A 25834-nucleotide genomic window follows, 5' to 3' on the forward strand; every position below is an offset into this window, starting at 1 on the left:
TTACACCGGGGCTTTTTTGTATCGGTCACTACCGGATATCTGCTTTATCGTATGAATATCAGCATTACGTTGTTTGGTAGCGCATCCATTCTTTTAAGAATCAGCGGACCAGAGGATGGTTTTCGGGGGTTCGAATCCCTCTTCACCGACCACTTTCAAAGCCTCGGTTTTACACCGGGGCTTTTTTGTATCGGTCACTACCGGATATCTGCTTTATCGTATGAATATCAGCATTACGTTGTTTGGCAGCGCATCCATTCTTTTAAGAATCAGCGGACCAGAGGATGGTTTTCGGGGGTTCGAATCCCTCTTCACCGACCACTTTCAAAGCCTCGGTTTTATACCGGGGCTTTTTTGTATCGGTCACTACCGGATATCTGCTTTATCGTATGAATATCAGCATTACGTTGTTTGGTAGCGCATCCATTCTTTTAAGAATCAGCGAACCAGAGGATGATTTTCGGGGGTTCGAATCCCTCTTCACCGACCACTTTCAAAGCCTCGGTTTTATATCGGGGCTTTTTTGTATCGGTCACCACCGGATGTCTGTTTTTACAGTATACCCTCGGAAATCGTGTGTTTTTTCGTATATCGGTTTTTTGAATAGATTCAGTTTCATAGCATTGCATATACTAGCCATAGGGCGCTTAGTATAATTGACTAGGTTGTCAGGTTATGGAATGTAAATATTTAGTTAATATAATGATAGTGTTAATAGCCAACATGAGTGATTATTTTGGTCTAATATATTGTATGTATGCTTTATGCTGGGTAATTTATATTTATATCTGAGGTTTTATCAGCATTTTTCTATGTAATAATTTTTACGTAATCATAATTTAATTTAGTTTTTTATCCTGATTATATGTTTTTATTGATATTTTAAACTAATGACGATAGCACCAATAGATGATATTTTTTATTTTTTCAAATAAGAATAATTCACAAAAAAAGCATTTTTATTCGATTTTTATCGCGGCTTTTCCGATTATACTGAATTTATATACTATGTTGATTGCTTTTTTTTGAAATTTTTGCACAATGATAAGCTTTGTGAGTGATCAGCAGAATATGCTGATATGAAAGGATTCAACTCTTTAGGCTCGGTATTTATTGCGGGTCAGAGGTCAAATTTGTCATGTCTCTTTTAGAAGTTAAAAATCTTCAAATCGAATATCCGTCACGGCACGGGGTGCATGCCGCAGTCAAATCTCTTTCTTTTCAGATTGAGCGCGGAGAAATCGTCGGTGTCGTCGGTGAGTCCGGGGCGGGAAAATCAACCGTCGGTAATGCCGTGATTGATCTGCTCAGCCCTCCGGGAGTAATTGCCGGTGGTGAGGTCTATTTAAATGGTGAAAAGATTTCCGGTTTGTCACCGGAGCAAATGAGACGTGTGCGGGGATCGAAAATTGGATTTATTTTTCAGGATCCGATGACATCATTGAATCCGCTCTTTACAGTTGAGCAACAACTGAAAGAAACGATTCATGCCAACATGAAAGTGACGGATGAAGAAGCCGATCAGCGTGCTCTTGCACTCATGCAGCAAGTTGGTATCCCTCAACCAGAGAACCGCTTGAAACAATATCCACATCAGTTTTCCGGTGGCATGCGTCAGCGAGTCGTCATTGCCATTGCACTGGCAGGTGAACCGGATTTGATTATCGCTGATGAGCCGACCACCGCACTGGATGTCTCGATTCAGGATCAAATATTGAGCCTGATTCGCGAATTATGTGTCCAGAATCAAGTCGGCTGTATGCTCGTTACCCATGATATGGGAGTGGTGTCGAATGTAACCGATCAGGTCGCGGTAATGTATCGTGGTGATCTTGTTGAATTCGGACCGACAGCACAAGTTTTGGGAACACCGCAGCACCCTTATACCAAGAGTCTGATTTCGGCCGTCCCCCGTTCGGATATCAAGCTTGACCGTTTTCCTCTGGTCAGTTACATCGAAGAAGCCAGTGAGATGGAACCGCTGGATATTAAGAATCACTGGCTTGGGCAACGTCAGGATCAGCGTGACTATTCCGGTGCATTATTGAAAGTCGAAGATGTTAACTTGCGTTTTGTGACCAAAGATTCGTTGTTTGAAAGTCGGCGTGAGTATGTGCAGGCTTCCAATCATGTGAGTTTTGATGTGATGGAAGGCGAAACCTTCGGTTTGGTCGGTGAGTCCGGTTCAGGCAAATCAACTATTGCACGCATTATTGCCGGTTTGTATGTACCAAATTCCGGGAAGATTACCTTTGAGGGGATCGATCTTACGGCACTCACTTCAGAAAAAGCGCGTCGTCCGCTACGTCGTCAGATGCAGATGGTTTTTCAAAATCCGTATACGTCCATGAACCCTCGCATGAAGGTCTTTGATATCATTGCCGAACCGATACGGTTTCATCATTTGACCAAAAATGAATCTGAAACGCGCCAAATTGTCTATGATTTGCTGGATCATGTTGGCCTGGGACGAATGGCTGGTATCAAGTATCCGCATGAGTTCTCCGGCGGACAACGCCAACGTATTTCAATTGCGCGTGCTCTGGCGACGCGCCCCCGATTATTGATTTGTGATGAACCCACATCTGCGTTGGATGTTTCGGTTCAGGCGCAAATCCTGAATTTGTTAAAAGACTTACAAGCGGAATTGAATCTAACCATGCTTTTTATCAGTCATGATTTACCGGTGATTCGCCAAATGTGCGATCGGGTTGGCGTGATGAAGATGGGCACATTATTGGAAGTTGCACCGACAGAAACACTGTTTTCTGCACCGCAACATGAATATAGCCGTCAGTTAATCTCTCTGATGCCTGAATTTACAGGGCTGAAAGAAGATATTGCGGCAATGCGTTGATCTCAACCCCAGAAGACAAAAGCAAACACACGAAGGGATGAACTTCCCGCATAAGGAGTTATGCAATGAAAATGATAAAAACCAAACTGGCTGTGGCATTAATGGCTGTTGGGCTGAGTTTCTCAGCCGCTGCTGCGGATATTACAATTGCTTATGCTGCTGATCCGGTGTCTATGGACCCGCAGGAACAGTTGTCTGAAGCGACCTTACAACTTTCTCACATGGTGTTCGATCCCCTTGTTCGCTATACCCAATCTAAAGAGTTTGAACCCCGTTTGGCGAAAAGTTGGGAACGTATCAATGCTACCACCATGCGCTTCCATTTGCGTCATGGTGTGAAATTCCACACCGGTAACCCTTTTTCTGCCGATGATGTGATCTGGACGTTCAATCGTCTGAAATCTTCAGGAGATTATAAAGGGATCTTTGCTTCAATCGATAAAGCGGTCAAAGTCGATGATTATACCGTTGATCTGGTGACCAAAGGGCCTTACCCACTCATTCTGCAAAATGCGACTTATATCTTTGCGATGGATAGCAAGTTCTATTCAGGCAAAACCAAAGAGGGTAAAGATAAGTCAGAAATCGTCAAACACGGTAATTCTTTCGCATCAACCCATGAATCCGGTACCGGGCCATTTGCCGTCACTTACCGTGAGCAAGGCGTAAAAGTCGAGTTTGAACGGTTCAAAGACTACTGGGATAAAGATTCAAAAGGCAATGTTGATCACCTCACATGGGTACCCATCAAAGAAGATGCAACGCGTGTCGCTGCCCTGCTATCGGGAGATGTTGATATGATTGCACCGGTTGCACCGAATGATCTGGATCGGATTGATGAAGCAAAAGGCATCGATTTGGTCACCATTCCCGGTGAACGGATTATCACATTCCAGATGAATGAGAAAAGTCAGCCAGCCTTTAAAGATAAGCGTGTGCGTGAAGCAGTGACTTATGCCGTCAACAATACCGGTATCGTGAAAAAAATCATGAAAGGTTTTGCGACCACCGCAGCACAACAGAGTCCGATGGGATATGCAGGCTACAACTCAGATCTGAAACCCCGTTACGATCTGAAAAAAGCCAAAGCGCTGATGAAAGAAGCCGGCTATGAAAAAGGCTTCAGTATCTCGATGATTGCCCCGAATAACCGTTATGTGAATGATGCAAAAATTGCACAAGCGGTGGCTTCGATGTTGTCTAAAATCGGTATCAAAGTCGATCTGAAAACCATGCCAAAAGCACAATACTGGCCAGAGTTCGATAAATGTGCCGCAGATATGCTGATGATTGGTTGGGCTTCAGATACACAAGATTCAGGCAACTTTTCTGAATACCTGACAATGACACGCAATTCTGAAACAGGTAAAGGCCAGTACAACTGCGGCTATTATTCGAACCCGGAAGTTGATCGTCTGGTTGAAGCGTCCAACGTTGAAACCAATTCAGCTAAACGTTCAACCATGTTGAAAGAAGTTGAAGCGAAGTTGTATCAGGACGCTGCATTTGTACCGCTACACTGGCAGAACCTTGCTTGGGGCGCTAAATCCAGTGTGGATATCAAACCTGTTGTGAACTCGATGAATTATCCTTACTTGGGTGATCTGATCGTCAAAGAGTAACGATACCTACTTAGCCAGCCCGATATATTGTTGATCAATAAACGGTTATTGCGTGCTGGCTTGTATTTATTTTTCTGTTATTACGGTGCTTATTTCATTCAGTCGGATAAGCACCTTTTTCAGACTGAACTCTCGTTAGAGTCATTTGGCTTGTAGCGAGGTCACAGATAGCCAAGGGGCAATATATGTTCTCTTTCCTGATCAATCGCCTGATTCAGGCGTTTGTCGTTATGTTTGTCATTAGCTTAGTCGCTTTTGCCATTCAGGATAATTTAGGTGATCCATTGCGTGAGCTGGTGGGTCAGTCCGTGTCAGAAGCACAGCGACAGGTCCTTCGCGATGAAATGGGGCTCAATGACCCATTTATGGTGAAGTATGTCCGGTTTATCAAAGCTGCATCTCACGGTGATCTTGGGACGTCGTATTTCTTTAAGCGTCCGGCACTGGATGTCATTCTGGAAAAACTTGTCGCAACACTGGAGCTGGTATTTGGTGCCGCTGCCATTATTATTTGCCTGTCGATTCCTCTTGGCGTTTATTCAGCGATCCATCCGAAAAGCTTTTTTTCCAAGCTGATTATGGCGGGCAGTAGTATTGGTATCTCGATTCCTGTTTTCCTGACCGCAATCATGTTGATGTATATTTTCTCGATTGAACTGGGATGGCTGCCTTCTTATGGCCGGGGTGACACTGCCAATGTCCTGGGATGGGAATCAGGGTTCTTTACGCTCGATGGTTTAGCACACCTGATTTTACCGTGTATCTCGCTGGCATCGATCATGTTGCCACTGTTTATTCGTCTGGTCCGTTCGGAAATGCTGGAAGTGCTGAGTTCGGAATACATTAAGTTTGCCAAAGCAAAAGGATTGGCATTGCGTAAAATCTATTATCGTCATGCCCTGAAAAATACCATGTTACCCGTATTGACGGTTGGTGGGGTACAGCTCGGCACCATGGTCGCTTATACCATCCTGACCGAGACTGTTTTTCAATGGCCGGGCACTGGTTTTCTGTTTCTGGAAGCCATCAATCGGGTCGATACCCCACTGATTACCGCTTATGTTATTTTCGTCGGGCTTATTTTCGTGGTGACGAATACCATTGTCGATCTGCTATATGGATTGATTAACCCAACCGTAAACCTCACCGGAAAAGGAGCGTGATGATGAAAGAGGCCGTATCCGCCCCGTCTCTCTGGGAGCGCTTTAAAAAATCGGATTTTCTCTACTATTTCTCACATGACAAAGTCGCGATGTTCAGCTTTGCTGTCTTTCTCACTTTTGTTGTGGTTTCTTTATTGGCACCAGTGATTGCCCCGACCAATCCTTATGATCTGACCTCGCTGGATATTATGGATTCGGAAATCCCGCCGGCATGGATGCCCGACGGGGATAGCCGTTTTCTGCTTGGCACCGATGATCAGGGTCGGGATATCCTCTCGACGATGTTATATGGTTCGAGACTCTCTTTGACCATCGGTTTTTTGGCGGTGGCGCTGCAACTATTTCTCGGCATTATTATCGGCCTTTCATCCGGATATTTCGGTGGCCGGATTGATAGCTTTTTGATGCGTTTTGCCGATGTGCAGTTGTCTTTTTCAACCATGATGGTTGCAATTATTGTTTCGGCAATTTTTAAGGCAAGTTTTGGGAGTGAGTTCTATAGTGAATATGCGGTGATCACGCTGGTTGTTATTATCGGTATTGCCGAATGGCCACAATACGCAAGAACGATTCGTGCTTCCGTACTTGCCGAGAAGAAAAAAGAGTATGTTGAAGCTGCCCGCGTGATGGGATTTAAATCACTGCGAATCATGTTTCGTCACATCCTGCCCAACTGCTTATCCCCCATTTTGGTGATTTCAACGGTTCAGGTTGCCAATGCGATTATGTCTGAAGCGGCACTTTCTTTCCTCGGCCTTGGATTGCCGGTTGACCAACCGTCGCTCGGCTCGCTGATTAGTATCGGTTTTAATTATATTTTCTCCGGTTCATGGTGGATTACAGCATTCCCGGGGATAGTGTTGATCCTGTTGGTTCTGGTGATTAACCTGCTTGGTGACTGGCTCAGGGATGTTTTTAATCCTAAAATTTATAAAGGATGATGAAGTCGATTGATTTATCGATGAAAGTTCTCCTAAACTGAGCCGTATAACGAAGAGATACGGCTCTTTTTTTGCATGTTTTCTTGGTATCGTATTGGAGCAAGGTTGTGATCGATTGATTATTTGACAACTTAAAGTAATGAAAGGATTTTGTTGTGAACGTGATGATAAAGGTCACCAGAAATATCCTGATGGGTTCTGCCTTATTTTCTTGTATTTTTGGGGCTCATTGGGTAAACGCACAAGAAGAATTTCTTTGTGATGCGACACAGGCATCCACACAAGAGCTTCCCACATTAGACAGCAACTGTCCGGTTGGTGAAGGCTTATGGGGGAAAAGCCGACCTCGGAGTCAGAACTCAATGTTCTGGATTCAGTGTGGTATTTTTAGTCAGCCAATGCCGTTGGCTGATGCGAAGATACTTTATCGACAAATTTCTACGGATGTCTGGATGAAACCCGGTGCCAATCAATATCGTTGTTTGATCGGCCCGTATCATGATATTCGCAAAGCACGACAGGAGCTCAAGAAAGTTCGTCGGTTGCAAGCATATCACGAAGCATTTATCCGGGAGGTTCGTAAACCGCAACAAGGGGCGGCGAAAACAACCACATCATCGAAAGCATCTGTGGTTCAACGTCGAGTGAGCCAGCCCCGCACACCACGGCAACCATCGACACCCCCCCAGCCATCTCAAGCGGCAAAAACGCCAACGGCACAGACGTCAAATCAGGCTGCGACATCCCCGAGTTCTCCCGTTTCAACGGCTGGGGAAGGTATCGTCATCCGTAAGCAAACCGTCATTGCCGGGGTAAAATATGTGATTCCTTTTCTGGGGGTGAAAGCATCCCTGTTCTATATGGAATACGAAATTCCTTGGAACCGGTTGAGTTATGGACAAGCTAATGCAACCTGTCAAAAAATTGGCATGAAGATGGCGACGGCGAGTCAGTGGAAACGACTGTTGGCATCTCAGGTCATGAACCGGGAGCAGTGGCCTCTCTACCTACCTTATTGGGGCATCGATAAGAAGGGGATGTTCACCAGCGGCAAAGTCAGTCAGTTGAAAGGTTCATCGCTGCTGAATGTGCTGTGTGTTCAATAAGATTATCGTTTTCGGCGACCCACAGAACCTTTTAGTCACCAATTTTTAAGCACCAGTGATTGTCGTCTTCAATGATGACGAACATCAAAGAAGATGATATTCCTTATCAAATGATAATGAATATTATTTATTTTTTTTACTAATCGGGTAAAATCCAGTTTTTGCTGTCCCTATGTGTAAAGGAATTCATTCATGCTTAAAAGGTTTATGACGCTTTTTTTGATTCTATTTGTGCCTCAGGTTGTTGCTCAGGTGACGACAGTGACTGATATACTCGGTCGTCAGGTCACGCTTGACCTACCAGCTAAACGCGTCGTGCTCGGTTTTTATGGCGAAGACTATATGGCCATCGGTACGGAAAAGTCATTTGATCATGTGGTAGGAATGTCAAAGGGGATTTGGGAGCAATGGCGTCCAGCAAACTGGGCGATGTATGTTGCGCACCGGCCATCACTGGAAACCTTACCTGATGTCGGTAAAGTGGATACCCAGACATTCTCGGTCGAAAAAGTGATCAGCCTCCACCCGGACTTACTGGTATTGGCTGAGTGGCAATACAAAGGACTGGGAAGTGATGTTGGCCGTATGGAACAGGCGGGTATCCCTGTGATTGTGGTTGATTACAACGCTCAGACTGTAGAGCGTCATGTCAAAAGTACCCTGATTATCGGTCAAATTACCGGCCAAGAAGCTCGCGCGAAGAAAATTGCAACTGAATACAAGAATATGATTCAGGTGGTGAAAGACCGTCTGGCGAAGGCCAACTTGCCGAAACCAACCATCTATGCAGAGTTTGGTTTTCCGGGAACGAAAGAATATGGTTACACTTTCGGCAAAAATATGTGGGGTGCAATGGCCGATGTTGCCGGAGGTGAGAACATCTCTAAGCCGTTTGTTGAATGGTGGGGACATTTGAATCCTGAGCAAGTTTTAGCGGCCCAGCCAGATGTCGTGTTGATCACCGGTTATGAATTTGGTGGCGCCGATGATGCAATGTTGATTGGTCAGGGGATTGATCGTGCAACCGCACTGGCTCGTTTGCAAGGATACAAGCACCGTTTAGGTTGGGAGAGCCTGCCAGCGGTCAAGAATAACCGGATGATTGGCATCTATCACGGCGCTTCACGCAGTATTATGGATGCCCCGATGACCCAGTATATTGCCAAAGCATTGTATCCGGATTTGTTTGCTGATCTGGATCCTGAAGTGGCATACCTCAACTTCTATAAAAAGTATTTGCCAGTGACCCCGACAGGTACTTTTGCTGTATCTCTCTCCGATTGAGAAAAAGCCGCTGGTTTACAGCGGCTTTGTTTTTTATACAGAGTGGGCATCACAATCCGCTAAGTTCCTTCCACCGTTGCGGCCTTCATGGTGTTCACTACTTTATTCCTTTCTGAAATCACTATCAGTAATCGCTGTAATCCGATGAAAGCAAACAACAGAATACCGATGATGATTTTGGTCCACCATGAACTCAGTGTGCCGTCAAAGGTAATATAGGTCTGAATCAACCCTTGAATCAGGACACCGAACAGAGAACCGAACACCGTCCCGACACCACCGGAAAGTAAAGTCCCCCCGATCACCACCGCAGCAATGGCATCCAGTTCGACCCCGACAGCAGCCAGCGGATAACCGGCAGAAGTGTAGATCGAAAACACAATCCCGGCAGTTGTCGCCAATAAGGTGGACAGCATATAAATCCCGATTGTGGTTTGCTTCACGGCAACTCCCATCAATCCTGCGGAAACCTCATTTCCCCCAATGGCATACACATTGTTACCAAAGCGAGTGCGATGGGCGACGAAAATACCGATAATCACCACCGCCAGCATAATCACCGCCAACAAACTCAGGCGTCCGCCACCGGCAATTTTCCACATACTGCGAGAAAGCTCCCGGAAAAATGGATGGGTAATCGGCAGCGATTGTTCTGAAATCAGAAAGCTGGTTCCCCGTAAGAAGAACATCCCGGCAAGCGTAATGATGAAAGGGGGGATTTTTAAGGTGTGGATTAACCATCCCATCCCGGCACCAAATGCTCCACCGGTCACAAGGACAATCACGATTGCCAATTGTGGTGCAACCTGCCAGTCACCAATCATTTTCGCCAGAAAAACACCGGTAAACGCAATCACGGCACCAACGGACAAATCAATCCCGCCGGAAAGAATGACAAAGGTCATGCCGACCGCGACGATGCCCAAAAAGGCATTGTCCGTCAGAATATTACAAATGACCCGGGTTGATGCAAACGCCGGAAACTCAACCAAGCAGATCAGGTAGCCAATGATGAATACAAGAATGGTAATTACGAGCGGTAAATTACGCTTTATCATGTCGGCGTCCTCCTTTGAGCAGTTGCACCACGGCCGGAGATTGCATGACCAGAACCAACAAGACCACAATTGCTTTGACGATTTGATTCCATTGAGGCTGATAGCCGGAAAGCAGAATTCCGGTGTTCACGCCTTGAATGATCAGCGCGCCAACAAGAGCAATAAAGAGATTGAAACGCCCTCCGGCAAGGGAGGTCCCCCCGATAACCACAGCGAGAATCGCATCCATTTCCAGCCATAATCCGGCATTGTTGGCATCCGCGCCACGGATATCGGCCGCGACGATCATGCCGGCAACAGCCGCAGTAATCCCACTGATCATGTAAGTTGAAATCACCACCGTTGGCGCATTAATCCCGGCATTTTTAGCTGCCCGGATATTAATCCCGACGGATTCAATAAACAGGCCTAATGCCGTTTTCTGAGTCAGCAACCAGATCGCCACCGCAACCACAATCGTGATCACAACCGGTGCCGGTAGATAAAGGAAGGAACCACTACCGATCCAAGCTAATGTTTCATTATTGAATGTGACGATTTGTCCTTCGGTGATGAGCTGGGCAATGCCTCGTCCGGCAACCATCAGGATCAGCGTGGCAACGATCGGTTGTATTTTGAAGACCGCGACCAGAAAGCCATTCCACAAACCACATAAAGCACCAGCCAGCAATGAGACCAGAATAATCACCGCGATCGGATAACCCTGAGTTGCCAGACTGGCAAATGTTGCGCCGCTGATCGCCATCACGGCACCGACAGATAAATCGATGCCACCGGTGGCAATTACCAACGTCATGCCAATGGTTAATAAAGCCACTGGTGAGCAGCGATTGAGGATATCAATCACGCTGCCGAACAGTCGACCGTCTTGTATATTGATAGAAAAGAAGTTATCTGCCGCGAGGCTATTGATCAAGAGCACACAGATGAGTGCTGCGATCTGCGGCGTGCCTTTGGGTAATCTCTGTTGCCAGCCCGAGCTGAAATGAGCCCGTAAACTTGATGTATCCATAATGCGCCTCACATAGCAATCGCTTGCATGATATTGGGGACAGACAGATTTTCCGCTGGAATTTCTGCCACCTGTTTTCGATCTCTCAGCACAATCACGCGATCCGCGTAACCGACCAGCTCTTCCAGCTCTGAAGAGATGACCAGCAAGCCTAATCCGTTGGCACATAAGGACTCAATCAGACGAATGATTTCCGCGTGTGCACCCACATCAATCCCCCGGGTGGGTTCATCGAGGATCAGGAATTTTGGCTTGGTTAATAACCATCGCGCCAGCAGTACTTTTTGCTGATTGCCTCCCGATAAAAATTCGATCGGTTGTTCCATGCTTGGGGTTTTGATTGATAGTTGGCTGATAAAACGTTTTGAAGCCTCTTCTTGTTCCGTGCGGGACAAGGGGCGGAACCAGCCTCGCTGAGCCTGAAGTGCCAGAATGATATTTTCACGCACCGAGGCCGATGCAATGATACCGTCCGTTTTTCGGTCTTCGGGGCAAAAACCGAATCCCAAAGAGGAGGCTTGTCTGGCCGAACGAATTTTGATCGGCTTGCTTTTGATATAACTCTCACCGCTATCATTGGGTTCAATCCCGAAAATGACTTGGGCGGTTTCGGTTCTGCCTGAGCCAAGCAGTCCGGCTAAACCGACAATTTCACCGGGATAGATTTCCAGATCAAACGGTTCAATGGTGCCTTTTTTACCAAACTGAACAAATTTCGCGATAGGACTGTCACTAAGGCGGGTTTTGCCGACTCTTTCCAAGGCGTTGTCTTCGAGTTCACGGCCGAGCATCATTTTAATTAACTCGATACGGGGTAGTTTGGCGGTTTCTTCGGAACCAACCAACTCGCCGTTTCTTAATATCGTGATACGATCACTCACCGCATAGACCTGATCTAAAAAGTGAGTAATAAAGACCAGACTAATCCCTTGGTCGCGCAAATCTCGCATGATGCCGTACAGCATTTCTACTTCATTACTATCCAGACTAGCGGTCGGCTCGTCGAGGATCAGAATTTTTGCAGACAGTGAAACGGCTCGCGCGATGGCAATAACTTGCTGAATCGCGACAGAAAAATTATTGAGCGGCTGAGTGACATCGATATTCAGGTTGTACTGTTTGACAATGTCTCTAGCCTTTGTCTGCATCGTTTTGCGATCCACTAAACCAAATTTTTTCGGTTCGTGACCAATGAACAGGTTATCCATAATGGACATATTCGGTAGCAGATTAACCTCTTGATATACAGTACCGATTCCCAGCGCTTGCGCGTCAGCTGTACTTTGCGGATTGATGGGGTTGCCATCTAACAAAATGTCACCGCTGTCACGCTGATAAACCCCAGTCAGCGACTTAATTAATGTGGACTTTCCTGCACCGTTTTCGCCAAGCAATGCCATGATTTCACCCTTTCTCAGAATAAAATCTACGTTATTCAGGGCTCGTACTCCGGGAAAATGTTTGCAAATTCCTTTGGCATGTAAAACGATGTCATTATTGTTTTCCAATGACATAATCACTCCAATTCTGGCTGACTTTCATCCCGCCTCACCCGATGGTTTAGCGGGATAATTTTGGATCAATGACCATCCGGTCGCATTACCGTTGGTTAATAACCCATGTCTTTTTTCAGCTCCAGTTGTGCTGGTGCATCGGCAGGTTCAAAGAATTTAGATTCAGTTTGAATATGTTTAGGAGGGATGGTCCCATCTTTTTTATAGGCGATGAGCGCGTCAAATGCAGGTCCGGCCATATTGGGTGTCAGTTCAACAGAAGCATTTGATTCACCGGCTATCATTGCTTTGAAAATATCAGGAACGCCATCGACAGACACCATCAAAATATCACTGCCCGGTTTCAGCCCAGCTTCCTTGATCGCTTGAATCGCACCGATTGCCATATCATCGTTATGTGCATAAACCGCGCAGATATTCTTGCCGTTGTCTTCCGCTTTGATAAAGCTTTCCATGACTTCCTTGCCTTTACTGCGCGTGAAGTCTCCTGATTGAGTACGGATAATTTTCACGTTCGGTACTTTGCTAATCGCGTTGGCAAACCCTTTTTTACGGTCTAAAGCCACACTGGCACCAACGGTCCCTTGTAGTTCGACCACATTACATTTTTTGCCATCCACTTTATGGATCAGCCAGTTCCCGGCAACTTCACCCTCATGAACACTGTCGGCAGCGACGGATGTCATATACAGGGAGTCATCATCGACAGTAATACCACGGTCTAACAAAAATACGGGGATATCATAGTCTCGCGCTTCTTCCAGCACCGGTTCCCAGCCCGTCTGAACGACTGGTGCAATAAAGATCGCATCCACACCTTGAGCAATAAAAGAGCGGACGGCTTTGATTTGGTTTTCTTGCTTCTGCTGGGCGTCAGAAATCTTAAGAGTAATCCCTCGTTTTTCTGCTTCCGTTTTTGCCACACTGGTTTCGGCTGCACGCCAACCAGATTCAGAACCGATTTGTGAAAAGCCAACAGTGAGTGTTTTTGCCAATAAGCTTCCTGATAGCAAGATGCTACCGATCGCTGTCGCGATTGCTATTTGTTTTAACATAGGATTCCCTTTTTCGTTTCACGTTACTTTTGTTGTTGTAATCAAAATAGTTATGGGACCAGTCAAGGTGCCACAATTATAGTAATGAGCAATAATTGAGCGGTGCGAGAGCTTAATCACAAATAGATTTCGGTAGCATAATTGTCCATGTATACAGCATGTAATGGGCTATATTACGTACATTGCACACGCCAAATCAGGCAGTTATAGGTGGATTGACTGAAATTTATTATTGTATTAGTTTCATATTTTGTCTGTAGTTGCCGGGATGATGGTCTTGACGAAGTCGGCGTTGAAGCTGTGGCAGGACGGGCGCGAGAGCAACGTTCACTCCCAATTGTGGCCACCTCGAATATACACCACAGTGTTCTATATATTTTATTCTTCTATCGGGTTTCCGTTGTTCAAACTATCTCATATTTATGTGAAGTTGTTAGAGAATGATACTGAGCTTTGAGCATCGTCTTGCCTATCAGTGGTAAGTAACCTATATGTTATTCATTGGTCTTTGGTGATATAGAGACGTTCAACCCGTACGAGATTAAGGATGACAGATGCAGCCGATAACATTGCTTGTAACTTGGATGGAAAATGTTTCATTAAAGCGAATACTACAAATGTTAATGTTGCTTTTCGTGGTTGTGATTACTGGCTTGGTCTCTTATACCGTGATTGCGCTCAAGCTACAAAAAGATGATAGTTTAGTCATTAATATCGCTGGCCGTGAGCGAATGCTTTCGCAAAAAATTGCCAAGGAATTTTTTTTAGAGTTGGAACACGCGACGCTGACCAATAAAGCCCCCGATTTATCAAAAATTAACGCGACCAAAGAATTGTTTGAAGTCTCGTTAGCAGCATTGGATAAAGGTGGTCAGACCTACTCAGATTTGGCGATGCAACAACCAGTGAACCTCCCACCGGCATCAGAAAAAATATCTCAGCAACTCAAGAAAGTCATGGCTTTGTGGCGGCAGCAGCAACAGATGATGGCCAATATCTCAGATGCCAATGTTGAACCTGAAGTTCTGCAAACAATTAATCAGCAAAGTTTAGCCATCCTGAAAAACATGAATGCTGCGGTCACGCTATTTGCTCAGGAATCAGAGCAAAAGATTTTTGTTATGGAACGTAATCAAGTCATTGCTGCAATATTGGCTATTCTGTTGTCAATTATCGTGATCTCGCTGGTGGCTCGCAGCATTCTGAGAGCGGTCAATCAATCGGTGGAGACCACGACTCGGATATCGTCTGGAAATCTAGTCAGTGATGGCAAGCAAGTCTTCGGCACAAACGAACTTGGTTTACTGGCAAAGAATATCGAGCAAATGAGGGAGTCTTTGCATCATGTGATTAATGTGGTGAAACGTAACAGTCGCCAGATGGCACATTCCGCCCAACAAGTGGCTGATGTGTCTACAGAGATATCCAATGGTGGTAAAGTTCAGCGCGAGAATTCATCTGAAGTAAACAGCGCAATTGACTCGTTGCTGGGTACATCTCAGGTGGTGAGTGATACCATCGAACGGACATCCCAGATTTCACAAGATACATTGACCATTGCACAAGAAGGGATTGTTTATGTTAATGAAAGTATTGAAGAACTGAAGAAAGCGGTGGTGTCGGTCAATAACGCATCTGAGCAGATGGAAGTGCTGAAAAACTTCACTTCCCAGATTAATGAAATTACCGAGTCGATTCATAACATTGCAGAACAAACCAATTTGTTAGCCTTAAATGCGGCAATCGAAGCGGCCCGGGCAGGGGAGCAGGGACGAGGATTTGCTGTTGTCGCGGATGAAGTGAGAAATCTTGCCGGAAGGACATCCAGTTCCAGCCGGGATATTTCAGATCTGATTAGTCAGTTAACCGAAAAGGTCGAAAGTTCAGTGAGTTCCATGCAATCTGTGGTTTCAGCCGTGTATCAATCGCAACAAACATCAGAAAAGACGGTAGAGGCATTTACCTCAATGTCTGATGGTATCGGTGAGACAACCGCAAGTACCGAGACCATCTTGCAGTATAACCAGCAGCAAATGAAGAACTTGAATTATCTGAACGACAAACTCAAAGACCTATTTATCGTATTGACGGAAAGCTCGGACAAGGCTGGGACGACATCGATGGTTGCGGGAGACCTGTACCACATCTCAGAACTGTTAGATCAACAAATCAACGGCTTCAAAACCCATGTCAGCGCCTCGGTTGCCAAACAACAAGGCGAGCAGCGCAACGCTCCGCGGGCAGATAACAAACTGCGGGTAAGATTATCGCAAGGTCAACGCTCCGTCGAAGGGATTACCAGTGATATTAGTATGGATGGGATGAAATTACGGACCACATCACCATTGGATGAACATGATACCGTCGCACTCCAATTTCTCTTGCCCGAACAATTAAAACGTTCCGAACAGAATCAACTGGTTGTCCAGGCAAAAATTGTCCATACCAAGCAACTGTCGGATAACTATGACTATGGCTTGAAATTCATCGGCTTATCGAAGGCGCAACACGAAGCACTCAAATCAGTCTTTAAGCATTTCAATGAGTCTTATCGTTACCAAGAGACCCACCAATAAAAAAACCACTGACTGTTCATGTCGAACCGTCAGTGGTTGATTGATATTTCAGATCGAGATTCTGAATCCGCTTTACATCGTAACGAATTCTTCCGAGCCTGTGGGGTGAATTGCCACAACCGCATCGAAGTCTGCTTTGGTTGCGCCCATCTTCATTGCCACAGCGAAGCCCTGAATCATTTCATCGACCGTGAAGCCAATCCCATGCAGGCCGACCACTTTCTCGTCCGGGCCGACGCAGACCAGCTTCATCCGACATGGCTGACGGTGTTGCGTCACCGCGGTGTACATCGCTGTAAAACTCGATTGGTAGACTTTGACATTGTCTTCGCCAAACTTGGCAATGGCTTCCGGTTCAGTCAGGCCGATGGTGCCGATTGGCGGGTGACTAAAGACCACGGTCGCGACCAGATCGTAGTCCATTTTCGCATCGGGTTTATGGTTGAACAGGCGTTCAGATAACTGACGTCCGGCTTTGACCGCAACCGGTGTGAGTTCGATGCCACCAGCCATGATATCTCCGACACAATAAATACCGGTGACATTGGTCTGCTGATACTCATCCACTTTGATGTAGCCTTTCTCATCGGTTGCAACACCGGTGGCTGCCAAATTGATCGCATCGGTTGCCGGATGACGACCAATGGCCCAGATGACTTGGTCTACATTCTGCTGTGTACCGTTTTCCAGATGCAGGGTCAGGCTGCCGTCCGCTTCTTTGCTGATCGATTTCGGGACGGAATGCGTATGCAGCGTCGGACCTTCTGCGTTCATCACTTCCATCAGGGTTTCAATCACCATCGGATCAAAGCTACGTAGCGGGGATTCTTTACGGCAGAACAGGTGTGTTTCTGTGCCTAACGCATTGAGTACGCCGGCAATTTCAACGGCAATGTAGCCAGCCCCAATCACTGCGACACGCTTTGGCTGTGCCTGCAAATCAAAAAATCCATTGGAGTCAATACCGTACTCAGCGCCCGGAATCGCAGGAATTGTCGGACGACCACCAACGGCAATCAGGATATGATCTGCGGTGTAATGTTCACCGTTGACTTCAACGGTCTTGGCATCGATAAATTTAGCGAATCCGCGAATTACTTCGACTTTGTTATTCCCCAGAACACGATCATAAGATTGATGGATCCGGCCGATATAAGCCTGACGGTTCTCAACCAGTTTTGACCAGTCAAAACCGTTTAACTGGGCATCAAAACCGTAGTCTTTGGCGTACAGATGGATCGCTTCCGCAATCTGAGCGCCATGCCACATGACTTTTTTCGGCACACAGCCGACATTGACACAAGTACCGCCTAAATCTTTGGCTTCAATCAGCGCGACTTTCGCGCCATATCTTGCTGCACGGTTGGCTGATGCGATACCGCCGCTACCACCACCGATACAGATATAATCAAAATGTGTTGCCATTACCTTCTCCGTTATTCTTTATTTGCTATGTCTGGCTTGTCTGCCGAGAGACACATATCTATTCAGGAACAACCCACCGGAGGGTTGTATGTCCGTTTTCAGGTGCGATAGCCGATTGCAGATACGGTAAAATCTCTTGCATCTGACTTGCCAGTGTCCAAGGGGGATTGATGACAATCATGCCGGATGCGGTCATCCCTCTTTCGTTGCTGTCAGGGGCAACCCCCAGCTCGATCTGCAGTATTTTACGAATTCCCAATGATTCTAATCCTGCCAGCATATCATCTATATTGGCCCGGTAAACCACCGGATACCAAATCGCATAGATGCCGGTGGCCCAGCGTTTATAGCTTTGAGCGATTGCTTTCACGACATCCTGATATTCATGCGCCAGTTCATAAGGGGGATCGATCAGCACCAGTCCGCGACGTTCTTTGGGGGGCAGGCTGGCTTTGAGGCAGCGAAAACCGTCGTCCTGATAGATTTTGACTTGCGAATCGCGCGCAAATTCTTGCTCGAGCAGCGGGTAATCACTCGGATGAAGTTCTGTCAGCACCATGCGATCCTGCGCTCTCAAATGTACTTTAGCGACCCGGGGTGAACCGGGATAGTAGCGCAGTGCCTCTGATGAATTGAGGGTTTGAATGGCTGCCAGATAGCTTTCCAAAGCTTGAGGTATCTGTGATTGTTGCCAGATTCGGCCAATGCCCTGTTTGTATTCACCGGTTTTTTCTGACCATTCGTGGGTGAGATCGTACCGTCCGGCACCCGAATGGGTATCGTGGTAGACGAAAGGTTTATCTTTCTTTTGCAGCGCAGTCAGAATCAGGCTCTGTACCGTATGTTTAAGGACATCGGCATGATTGCCTGCATGAAAACTGTGGCGGTAACTTAACAAAGTGTGCTCCCCGAACCGGATATGGATAAATACAGAATAGTTGCGATTATACGTGAAGATAGAATCGTTGTGATGATCTGTTGCTATTGAAAATCGTCGAATCTACCTATATTTATTATTTGTAATGTCTATTGGCTTTCAGATGCCGTTTCAGGGAGAATCATCTGTCTGTGTGCCTGATGCTTTTAAAATAAAAGGAATCGTTTATGTCGAACCCACTGCTCACCTTTACGGACTTGCCACCGTTTTCTCAGATTCAACCTGAGCATATTAAACCGGCGATCGAACAGGCAATTGCCAACTGTCGGACCAAAATTGAAGCCGTGCTTGAAGGCAATACTCAGCCGAGCTGGGATAACCTAGTGGCTCCGATTGAAGAGGCTGATGATCATTTAAGCCGGATCTGGTCACCGATCAGTCACATGAATTCTGTGATGAACAGTGAAGCATTGCGGGAAGCGTACGAAAATTGTCTGCCACTCTTATCTGAGTACGGGACTTGGGTCGGACAGCATAAAGGGCTATTTGAAGCGTATCAGAAAATTCGTGAGAGCGAAGCCTATCAATCCCTGTCTCAAGCCCAGCAAAAAACGATTCGGGATGCCTTAAAAGATTTTGAACTGTCTGGTATTGGTCTGCCGCTGACTGAACAAAAACGCTATGGCGAAATCAGTAAACGCATGTCTGAATTAGGCTCAAAGTTCTCTAACAATGTACTTGATGCCACCATGGGCTGGACCAAACATATCACCGATGGGAGCGAATTGTCCGGTCTGCCGGAGAGTGCCTTGGCTGCGGCAAAAGCGGCTGCTGAAGCCAAAGGGAAAGAGGGGTATCTGCTCACGCTGGAAATGCCGTCTTACTTACCGGTCATGACCTATTGTGACAATCAGGCACTACGTCAGGAAATGTATGAAGCCTATGTGACCCGGGCGTCTGATCGCGGGCCGAATGCCGGTCAGTGGGACAACAGCGATATTATCGCGGAGCAACTCAAACTACGGTATGAAATTGCTAAGATACTCGGTTTTAATTGTTTCAGTGAAAAGTCACTGGCGACCAAAATGGCTGAGTCTCCGGAACAGGTACTGACTTTTCTCAATGATTTGGCGAAACGTGCTAAACCACAGGGTGAGAAAGAGGTACAAGAACTGCGTGGCTTTGCGAAAGAAAACTGCGGTGTCGATGAACTGGCATTATGGGATATTGCTTATTTCAGCGAAAAGCAGAAACAGCATTTGTTCCAGATTTCTGATGAAGAACTGCGCCCTTATTTCCCTGAGTCCAAAGTCGTCAGCGGATTATTTGAAGTGATCCACCGTGTCTTTGGGATGAGCGTACAGGCGCGAGAAGGCGTTGATACTTGGCATGAATCGGTACGTTTCTTCGATATTTTCGATCAAAATCAGCAGCTGCGCGGTAGCTTCTATCTGGACCTGTATGCCCGTGAACATAAACGTGGCGGTGCATGGATGGATGATTGCCGGGGACGTCGGGTGACATTATCCGGTGAGTTACAGTCTCCGGTGGCTTACCTGACTTGTAATTTCAATAAACCGGTTGGTGGCAAACCCGCGCTGTTTACGCATGATGAGGTCGTGACGCTGTTCCACGAGTTTGGTCACGGTATCCATCATATGCTGACACAGGTTGATGTCGGTGCGGTCTCTGGGATCAACGGTGTTCCGTGGGATGCAGTCGAATTACCGAGTCAGTTTCTGGAAAACTGGTGCTGGGAAGAAGAAGCGCTTGCGTTCATTTCCGGTCACTATGAAACCGGTGAACCGTTACCCAAAGCGATGTTAGAGAAAATGCTGGCAGCGAAAAACTTCCAGTCTGCAATGTTTATTCTGCGTCAGCTTGAGTTCGGGCTGTTCGATTTCACCCTGCACACCAACTATGATCCGGAAATCGGCCCGCGGGTTCTGGAGACGTTAGCCGAAGTAAAAGCAAAAGTTGCGGTGTTGCCAAGTCTGGAGTGGAACCGTTTCTCACATAGCTTCGGTCATATCTTTGCCGGTGGTTACAGCGCGGGTTATTACAGCTATCTGTGGGCGGAATTGCTCTCGTCCGATGCGTTCTCCCGTTTTGAAGAAGAGGGGATTTTCAATCCGGAAACCGGACAGCGTTTCCTGAAAAACATCCTGGAAATGGGTGGCAGTGAAGAGCCCATGGAACTGTTCAAACGTTTCCGTGGCCGTGCGCCTCAGATTGATGCATTGCTGCGTCATTGTGGGATTGCCGCTTAACGATTTTTCTTGATGTGCAAATGAAAAAGCCCTGTGAGCAATCACAGGGCTTTATACGTATTGGTTAACGACTCATGGGTTAACGACATCATTGGCTAACTACATCGGGCAATGATAAAAACACCGTGATATCACACTAGCACGGTGTGTCGTTATTAAGCTTGCGGTGAAACCGTGACACTTGCGTCGGTACTTGAGTAGTCAATGCTCACCTGATAAGTCTTCCCATCGGTGTCCGTTGCCGTCACTTTCTGGAAGGTCCCTTCCAGATGGTTGGATGACAGCACGGTGTAGGTCGTTGCTGTTGTTAGTGTCGGGATGTCAAGCGTGAGCTGGTTTGCCGTTCCGATCAGGTAAATACCATTGGATGCATTCAGACGCGCGTTTTTGGTCAGATCTAGCTCTAGCTTTCCGTCGGCCTGAACGAAGTCAGAGACAGTTAGCTCGCCCTGAGTTCGATCTGAAGCACCGGCTTTGATTGCCACCCCAACGGTGCCACCCTGTTGATATAAGGTATTCGAACCAAATGCTGTGGCAGATGTTCCGACCAAAAAGCCAGCATTTAAAATGGTGCCGCCTCGATAGGTGTTCTTGCCTTCCAAGTATAAAGAGCCGGTTCCGCTTTTGGTCAGACGGCCCTCACCTGAAATATCGTTCCACCAGTGATCTTCTGCGTTAAATCCGCCTTTTGCCTCATCCATAAACACAGTCGTATTGACATTGAAAGCACCGTAACCGTCAGCCGCATCAACCAGATTCAAGCGTCCCCATCCGCGTGATTTATTAATCACCGGATAATTTGAATCGATTTCAGTGGTTGCCAGCACGACACGACGCTGATTGCTATCCAGATAAGGGAAGCGGGTTTCCAGTAACGCTTCGGCACCTTTCGGAACTTCAGGCGCAAGTTTCGGTTCATTGAGTGGGCTGAAACCATAAGTCATATAAGCTTTGTAGCGGGCTTTCATTGCTGCATGATCGGCATAACGGTCCGTTTTGCTACATGGCTTTTCTGCATCGGTTGTACAGTGTGCGTAGTCATAAATACTATCATAACCAGCCGTAGTTGCTTTGGTCGTAAAGTAGCTGTTGGCCTGACTGTAAGCATTGCTGGCCGTGGTTGCATTATTGGGATCGGTCAGCGTGGCCGCTGTTATCGCCGTTGCCATAATCCGTCCGCCAATCACATCTAACGGAGAGTGCATACCAGCCACAATCCGGTTTTGCCCGAGATCTCCGGCACGAGCCACCATTTCAGCAAAACGCTCCGGAATGGCGTAAGCGTAGCCTAGACCGCGGTCAAATGCTTCTGCCGTATGACCACTCGGGAACGCACCGTCTTTTGCCCGGCTGGAAAATGTCTCGGTTGCCAGCGGAGAAGCATTGAAATCATAGCCCTCACTGTAGCCGCCTCCGCTTTTTTCACGGTAAGTGGTCCGGGCGGCACAAATCAGGCCGGACATGGGGGTAACAATTGGATTCGCCGGACGTTCGTAGTATTTGTCCGTGTCTGTTGTCCCGTCCGGATTGAGACAGGTGACACGATCTAACTTGCTGAAGTCAGTGATGGTACTGTAAACCGATTTAGATGGATCATTAAACTCAGCCACATCGTAGTTATCTTTGCTAATGCGCCACGGACGAGGGGATGCAAAATGATATTTTGGCGCTTGGCTGGATGCGCCGTGAGAAGCTATCGCATTGAGTAAATCGACCACATTGCTTAGTGCCGTTGGACTGCCACCGTCTGTCGTGGTGCCGTATCCGGTTTGGATATGAGTGGCGAGTTTTTTGTTGAGGCCTTTATTATAATTTGCTGAGGTGACATCAACGGTGGTCACGTTGTTGCTATTATCTGTCAGCGTGACATCGTTGTTGCTGTCCGTCCCGTAGGATGAGTGAGAGTTGGCTCCGGTGCGGTAATCTTCGGTGAGCGGCCCCAAACCATCGTTAAGACTGAAACCTTTATCCCGTTGGTCATCCAGATAGGCGAAGACCAGAGCGGCTTTGTCATTGCGATCCACATCTGGCTTTGACTGGCCGGGGCGAGTTAACGTCGTGACATAATCAAAGTTTTCTTTCCAGATGGCCATGTCGCGAATGACGTCATTGGAGAAGTTAAACGGAATCGCCAGTGTCGTACTGGTTGAGCCCCCTCCCGCAACACCGCTGTTACCATTGACGGCGTTCAGCGTATTGGAACCATTACCGGCCCAAGTATCATCACCGGCATACCAGATATTATCAAATCCACTCAAAATCTGAATAATCGGGTTTGAATCCGGGTCAAGGGCCACTGTATTTTTGGTGTCGTTGGTGGTTGGGATATCACCATCAACAACCGCAACATTGGTGCCGCTTAATACTGGTTCGCTGATGAGCAAACTCCCCGATTTTCCTGTCGGAATCCCTGGGTTGGTATAAGTTTTATCGGAGTGATTACATGCGGCTAAGGCCAGCGTGATCGCTGACAATGCCAGATATCGGGTATGATATTTATGATTGATCATAAGAAGTATCCTTACTATTAATTTTAAGCAGCGTGATCCCCACAACCTGGAAATTGTGTCAGGAAAAAAGGGGCGCGTTATATTGGAACAAATAGAATGTTGAGAATTTTCATTTTGAATTCAGTAAATTAGCATTGATATATGAATCAATTGTGACGTTTGTATGATGTATTGATGCAGGTGTCGGTGTGGTAAGAAACCGGTGTGATAGTACAAAGATCACAAAGACAGGCGAGCATTTGATGTCCATTTATGGTTATAATCGACACCCATGTATAAATAGCCAGTGATGTCACCATGATGGACCCCTCTCTCTTAATCGACGGTTTAAACGATAAACAGCGGGAAGCTGTTGCAGCCCCTTTGCAGAATTTATTGGTACTGGCCGGTGCTGGGAGTGGTAAAACCCGGGTATTGGTCCACCGAATTGCCTGGCTAATGACTGTTGAAGAAGCTTCACCATTTTCAATCATGTCAGTGACATTCACCAATAAGGCTGCTGCCGAGATGCGTGGCCGGATTGAAGCGTTGATGATGGGCAGTGCCTCGGGGATGTGGAACGGGACTTTCCATGGTATCTGCCATCGCATCTTGCGCGCTCATTATCTGGACGCCAAATTACCGGAAGATTTTCAGATTATCGATTCTGAAGACCAGCTGCGTTTAATCCGCAGGCTGATCAAAGCGCAGAATCTGGATGAGAAACAATGGCAGGCCCGTCAGGTTTGCTGGTGGATTAACGGGAAGAAAGATGAGGGCATTCGGCCTCAGCATATCGATACCTATCATGATCCGGTGACCACGACTTATCTGCGGTTATATCAGACCTATCAGGAAGCCTGTGACCGTGCTGGTTTGGTGGATTTCGCAGAAATTCTGCTCAGAACGCAGGAGTTACTGCGAGAGAATCAGTTTATCCGCGAGCATTATCAGGCCCGTTTTAAACACATTTTGGTGGATGAGTTTCAGGATACCAACAATATTCAGTACGCTTGGCTCCGGCTGATGGCTGGCCCCGATTGTCATGTGATGATTGTCGGTGATGATGACCAGTCTATTTATGGCTGGCGAGGTGCCAAGGTTGAAAATATCGAGAAATTTGCTCAGGAGTTTCCGGCAGTCAATACGATCCGTCTCGAACAGAACTATCGTTCCACCCAGACCATTCTTGAAGCTGCGAATACGTTGATCGCCAATAACACCGAACGGATGGGGAAAAACCTATGGACGGAAGGACAGAAGGGCGAATCTATTTCGGTGTACTCCGCTTATAACGAGCTGGATGAAGCGCGTTTTGTGGTCAGCAAAATTAAGATTTGGCAGGATGAAAGCGGTGCATTGAAGGATACCGCGTTGCTCTACCGGAATAATGCCCAGTCTCGGGTGCTGGAAGAAGCCTTGATTCAAGCCGGACTGCCCTATCGGATCTACGGTGGGATGCGATTCTTTGAACGACAAGAAATTAAAGATGCACTGTGCTATTTGCGTCTGATTTCAAACCGTAATGATGATGCTGCGTTTGAACGCGTCGTCAATACACCGACACGCGGGCTGGGCGATAAAACGCTGGAAACAGTGCGTTTCGCGGCGCGTGAGCGTGGTTGTACGATGTGGCAGGCGAGTGTTCAGCTTCTGGAAGAAAAAGTGCTGGTGGGCCGAGCCGGTGGTGCAATGAGCCGCTTCGTCGAATTAATCAATGCACTGGAAGATGACACGTTTGAGATGCAGTTGCACCGTCAGACTGACCATGTGATTAAAGCTTCTGGTTTGTATACGATGTATGAGCAAGAAAAAGGTGAGAAGTCAAAAGCCCGTCTGGAAAACTTGGAAGAGCTGGTCACCGCAACGCGTCAATTTGAAAAGCCTGAAGAAGCCGAAGAGATGAGTATGCTGACAGCATTCCTGACTCATGCGGCACTGGAATCCGGAGAAGGGCAGGCCGATGAATTCGATGATGCCGTGCAACTGATGACATTGCACAGTGCCAAAGGCTTGGAGTTTCCGCTGGTGTTTATGGTTGGTGTCGAAGAGGGGATGTTCCCTAGCCAGATGTCGGTAGAAGAAGCCGGGAGGCTGGAAGAGGAGCGTCGTCTTTGCTACGTCGGGATGACCCGGGCGATGAAGAAGCTCTACATTACTTATGCGGAAATGCGGCGTTTATACGGGCAGGATAAATATCACAAACCATCACGTTTTATTCGCGAATTGCCGGAAGGGTGCCTCGATGAAGTACGGATGAAAGCTCAGGTCAGCCGCCCGACCAGCACCGGCCGATTCAGCCAGAAAGTGGTCAAAGAGAGCTTCAATGAAACCGGATTTAGTCTGGGCAGTCGGGTAAAACACCCGAAATTCGGTGAAGGTACCATTATTAATTTTGAAGGGGCTGGGGCACAAAGCCGGGTTCAGGTCGCGTTTAACGGTGAAGGCATCAAATGGCTGGTAACGGCCTATGCGAAGCTGGAAGCGCTTTAGTCATCGGCCTTGTCGTTACCATCATGACTGACTCTGTCATGACAATACGCGGGCTGTGAACTTGTGATCCAGCAATTTGCCCCTTCGGGGCG

The 25834-nt window shown here is 47.0% G+C and carries 16 protein-coding genes; 9 read left to right on the top strand and 7 right to left on the bottom strand.

Features of this window, described 5'->3' with window-relative positions:
* Positions 1 to 1138: 1138 nt before the first annotated feature.
* From OCU60_RS00600 to OCU60_RS00625, 6 genes are all read left to right on the top strand, one after another.
* Positions 1139 to 2857 (top strand): dipeptide ABC transporter ATP-binding protein, encoded by a 1719-nt coding sequence (locus OCU60_RS00600; RefSeq protein WP_074372352.1) that lies wholly within the window; start codon positions 1139 to 1141, stop codon positions 2855 to 2857.
* Between the two features lie 65 nt (positions 2858 to 2922).
* Entirely contained in the window at positions 2923 to 4479 is a 1557-nt protein-coding gene (locus OCU60_RS00605) for an ABC transporter substrate-binding protein (protein ID WP_074372351.1), read from the top strand.
* A gap of 185 nt (positions 4480 to 4664) precedes the next feature.
* The gene (locus OCU60_RS00610) at positions 4665 to 5642 is read left to right on the top strand and encodes an ABC transporter permease (protein ID WP_074372350.1); all 978 of its coding nucleotides are present in this window, start codon (positions 4665 to 4667) and stop codon (positions 5640 to 5642) included.
* Positions 5643 to 5644: 2 nt separating this feature from the next.
* Entirely contained in the window at positions 5645 to 6583 is a 939-nt protein-coding gene (locus OCU60_RS00615; protein WP_074372349.1) for an ABC transporter permease, read from the top strand.
* Between the two features lie 164 nt (positions 6584 to 6747).
* A complete protein-coding gene (locus OCU60_RS00620) occupies positions 6748 to 7689 on the top strand; it encodes an SPOR domain-containing protein (RefSeq protein WP_074372376.1) in 942 nt (313 codons plus the stop codon).
* Between the two features lie 192 nt (positions 7690 to 7881).
* Positions 7882 to 8973 (top strand): ABC transporter substrate-binding protein, encoded by a 1092-nt coding sequence (locus OCU60_RS00625; RefSeq protein WP_074372348.1) that lies wholly within the window; start codon positions 7882 to 7884, stop codon positions 8971 to 8973.
* A gap of 59 nt (positions 8974 to 9032) precedes the next feature.
* On the opposite strand, the gene yjfF is transcribed toward OCU60_RS00625, so the two are convergent.
* The 4 genes from yjfF to ytfQ form a co-directional block, all read right to left on the bottom strand.
* On the bottom strand, positions 9033 to 10031 hold the full coding sequence (yjfF, locus tag OCU60_RS00630; RefSeq protein WP_074372347.1) for a galactofuranose ABC transporter, permease protein YjfF: 999 nt from the start codon (positions 10029 to 10031) through the stop codon (positions 9033 to 9035).
* Entirely contained in the window at positions 10018 to 11043 is a 1026-nt protein-coding gene (gene ytfT, locus OCU60_RS00635) for a galactofuranose ABC transporter, ATP-binding protein YtfT (protein ID WP_074372346.1), read from the bottom strand. Before ytfT ends, yjfF begins: the two co-directional genes overlap by 14 nt.
* 8 nt (positions 11044 to 11051) lie before the next feature.
* A complete protein-coding gene (gene ytfR, locus OCU60_RS00640) occupies positions 11052 to 12557 on the bottom strand; it encodes a galactofuranose ABC transporter, ATP-binding protein YtfR (protein ID WP_074372345.1) in 1506 nt (501 codons plus the stop codon).
* Positions 12558 to 12652: 95 nt separating this feature from the next.
* On the bottom strand, positions 12653 to 13612 hold the full coding sequence (ytfQ, locus tag OCU60_RS00645) for a galactofuranose ABC transporter, galactofuranose-binding protein YtfQ (protein ID WP_074372344.1): 960 nt from the start codon (positions 13610 to 13612) through the stop codon (positions 12653 to 12655).
* Between the two features lie 554 nt (positions 13613 to 14166).
* Here ytfQ and OCU60_RS00650 point away from each other — a divergent pair.
* A complete protein-coding gene (locus tag OCU60_RS00650) occupies positions 14167 to 16188 on the top strand; it encodes a methyl-accepting chemotaxis protein (RefSeq protein WP_074372343.1) in 2022 nt (673 codons plus the stop codon).
* 72 nt (positions 16189 to 16260) lie between these two features.
* Here the strand turns inward: OCU60_RS00650 and gorA are convergent, their stop codons facing one another.
* Positions 16261 to 17613, bottom strand: a complete 1353-nt coding sequence (gene gorA, locus OCU60_RS00655) for a glutathione-disulfide reductase (RefSeq protein ID WP_074372342.1) — start codon at positions 17611 to 17613, stop codon at positions 16261 to 16263.
* 58 nt (positions 17614 to 17671) lie between these two features.
* A complete protein-coding gene (locus tag OCU60_RS00660; protein ID WP_074372341.1) occupies positions 17672 to 18511 on the bottom strand; it encodes a 23S rRNA (adenine(2030)-N(6))-methyltransferase RlmJ in 840 nt (279 codons plus the stop codon).
* A 206-nt stretch (positions 18512 to 18717) separates the two neighbouring features.
* On the opposite strand from OCU60_RS00660, the gene prlC reads away from it, so the two are divergent.
* On the top strand, positions 18718 to 20760 hold the full coding sequence (gene prlC, locus OCU60_RS00665) for an oligopeptidase A (protein ID WP_074372340.1): 2043 nt from the start codon (positions 18718 to 18720) through the stop codon (positions 20758 to 20760).
* A gap of 155 nt (positions 20761 to 20915) precedes the next feature.
* On the opposite strand, the gene OCU60_RS00670 is transcribed toward prlC, so the two are convergent.
* Positions 20916 to 23270: a phosphatase PAP2 family protein gene (locus tag OCU60_RS00670; RefSeq protein ID WP_074372339.1), complete on the bottom strand. Its 2355-nt coding sequence runs from the start codon at positions 23268 to 23270 to the stop codon at positions 20916 to 20918.
* A gap of 297 nt (positions 23271 to 23567) precedes the next feature.
* Here OCU60_RS00670 and uvrD point away from each other — a divergent pair, with 297 nt between their 5' ends.
* Positions 23568 to 25742, top strand: coding sequence for a DNA helicase II (uvrD, locus tag OCU60_RS00675; protein ID WP_074372338.1), 2175 nt, complete (start codon positions 23568 to 23570; stop codon positions 25740 to 25742).
* Positions 25743 to 25834 lie beyond the last annotated feature (92 nt).

It is taken from the genome of Vibrio spartinae, assembly GCF_024347135.1.
Taxonomy (GTDB): domain Bacteria; phylum Pseudomonadota; class Gammaproteobacteria; order Enterobacterales; family Vibrionaceae; genus Vibrio; species Vibrio spartinae.

What these genes read in the sequence shown, in the direction of transcription:
- OCU60_RS00620 (WP_074372376.1), top strand. Translation starts at nt 6,748, where the DNA reads ATGATAAAGGTCACCAGAAATATCCTGATGGGTTCTGCCTTATTTTCT.
- ytfR (WP_074372345.1), bottom strand. Translation starts at nt 12,557, where the DNA reads ATGTCATTGGAAAACAATAATGACATCGTTTTACATGCCAAAGGAATT.
- OCU60_RS00625 (WP_074372348.1), top strand. Translation starts at nt 7,882, where the DNA reads ATGCTTAAAAGGTTTATGACGCTTTTTTTGATTCTATTTGTGCCTCAG.
- OCU60_RS00670 (WP_074372339.1), bottom strand. Translation starts at nt 23,270, where the DNA reads ATGATCAATCATAAATATCATACCCGATATCTGGCATTGTCAGCGATC.
- OCU60_RS00600 (WP_074372352.1), top strand. Translation starts at nt 1,139, where the DNA reads ATGTCTCTTTTAGAAGTTAAAAATCTTCAAATCGAATATCCGTCACGG.
- gorA (WP_074372342.1), bottom strand. Translation starts at nt 17,613, where the DNA reads ATGGCAACACATTTTGATTATATCTGTATCGGTGGTGGTAGCGGCGGT.
- uvrD (WP_074372338.1), top strand. Translation starts at nt 23,568, where the DNA reads ATGATGGACCCCTCTCTCTTAATCGACGGTTTAAACGATAAACAGCGG.
- yjfF (WP_074372347.1), bottom strand. Translation starts at nt 10,031, where the DNA reads ATGATAAAGCGTAATTTACCGCTCGTAATTACCATTCTTGTATTCATC.
- OCU60_RS00605 (WP_074372351.1), top strand. Translation starts at nt 2,923, where the DNA reads ATGAAAATGATAAAAACCAAACTGGCTGTGGCATTAATGGCTGTTGGG.
- OCU60_RS00615 (WP_074372349.1), top strand. Translation starts at nt 5,645, where the DNA reads ATGAAAGAGGCCGTATCCGCCCCGTCTCTCTGGGAGCGCTTTAAAAAA.
- ytfQ (WP_074372344.1), bottom strand. Translation starts at nt 13,612, where the DNA reads ATGTTAAAACAAATAGCAATCGCGACAGCGATCGGTAGCATCTTGCTA.
- OCU60_RS00650 (WP_074372343.1), top strand. Translation starts at nt 14,167, where the DNA reads ATGCAGCCGATAACATTGCTTGTAACTTGGATGGAAAATGTTTCATTA.
- prlC (WP_074372340.1), top strand. Translation starts at nt 18,718, where the DNA reads ATGTCGAACCCACTGCTCACCTTTACGGACTTGCCACCGTTTTCTCAG.
- ytfT (WP_074372346.1), bottom strand. Translation starts at nt 11,043, where the DNA reads ATGGATACATCAAGTTTACGGGCTCATTTCAGCTCGGGCTGGCAACAG.
- OCU60_RS00610 (WP_074372350.1), top strand. Translation starts at nt 4,665, where the DNA reads ATGTTCTCTTTCCTGATCAATCGCCTGATTCAGGCGTTTGTCGTTATG.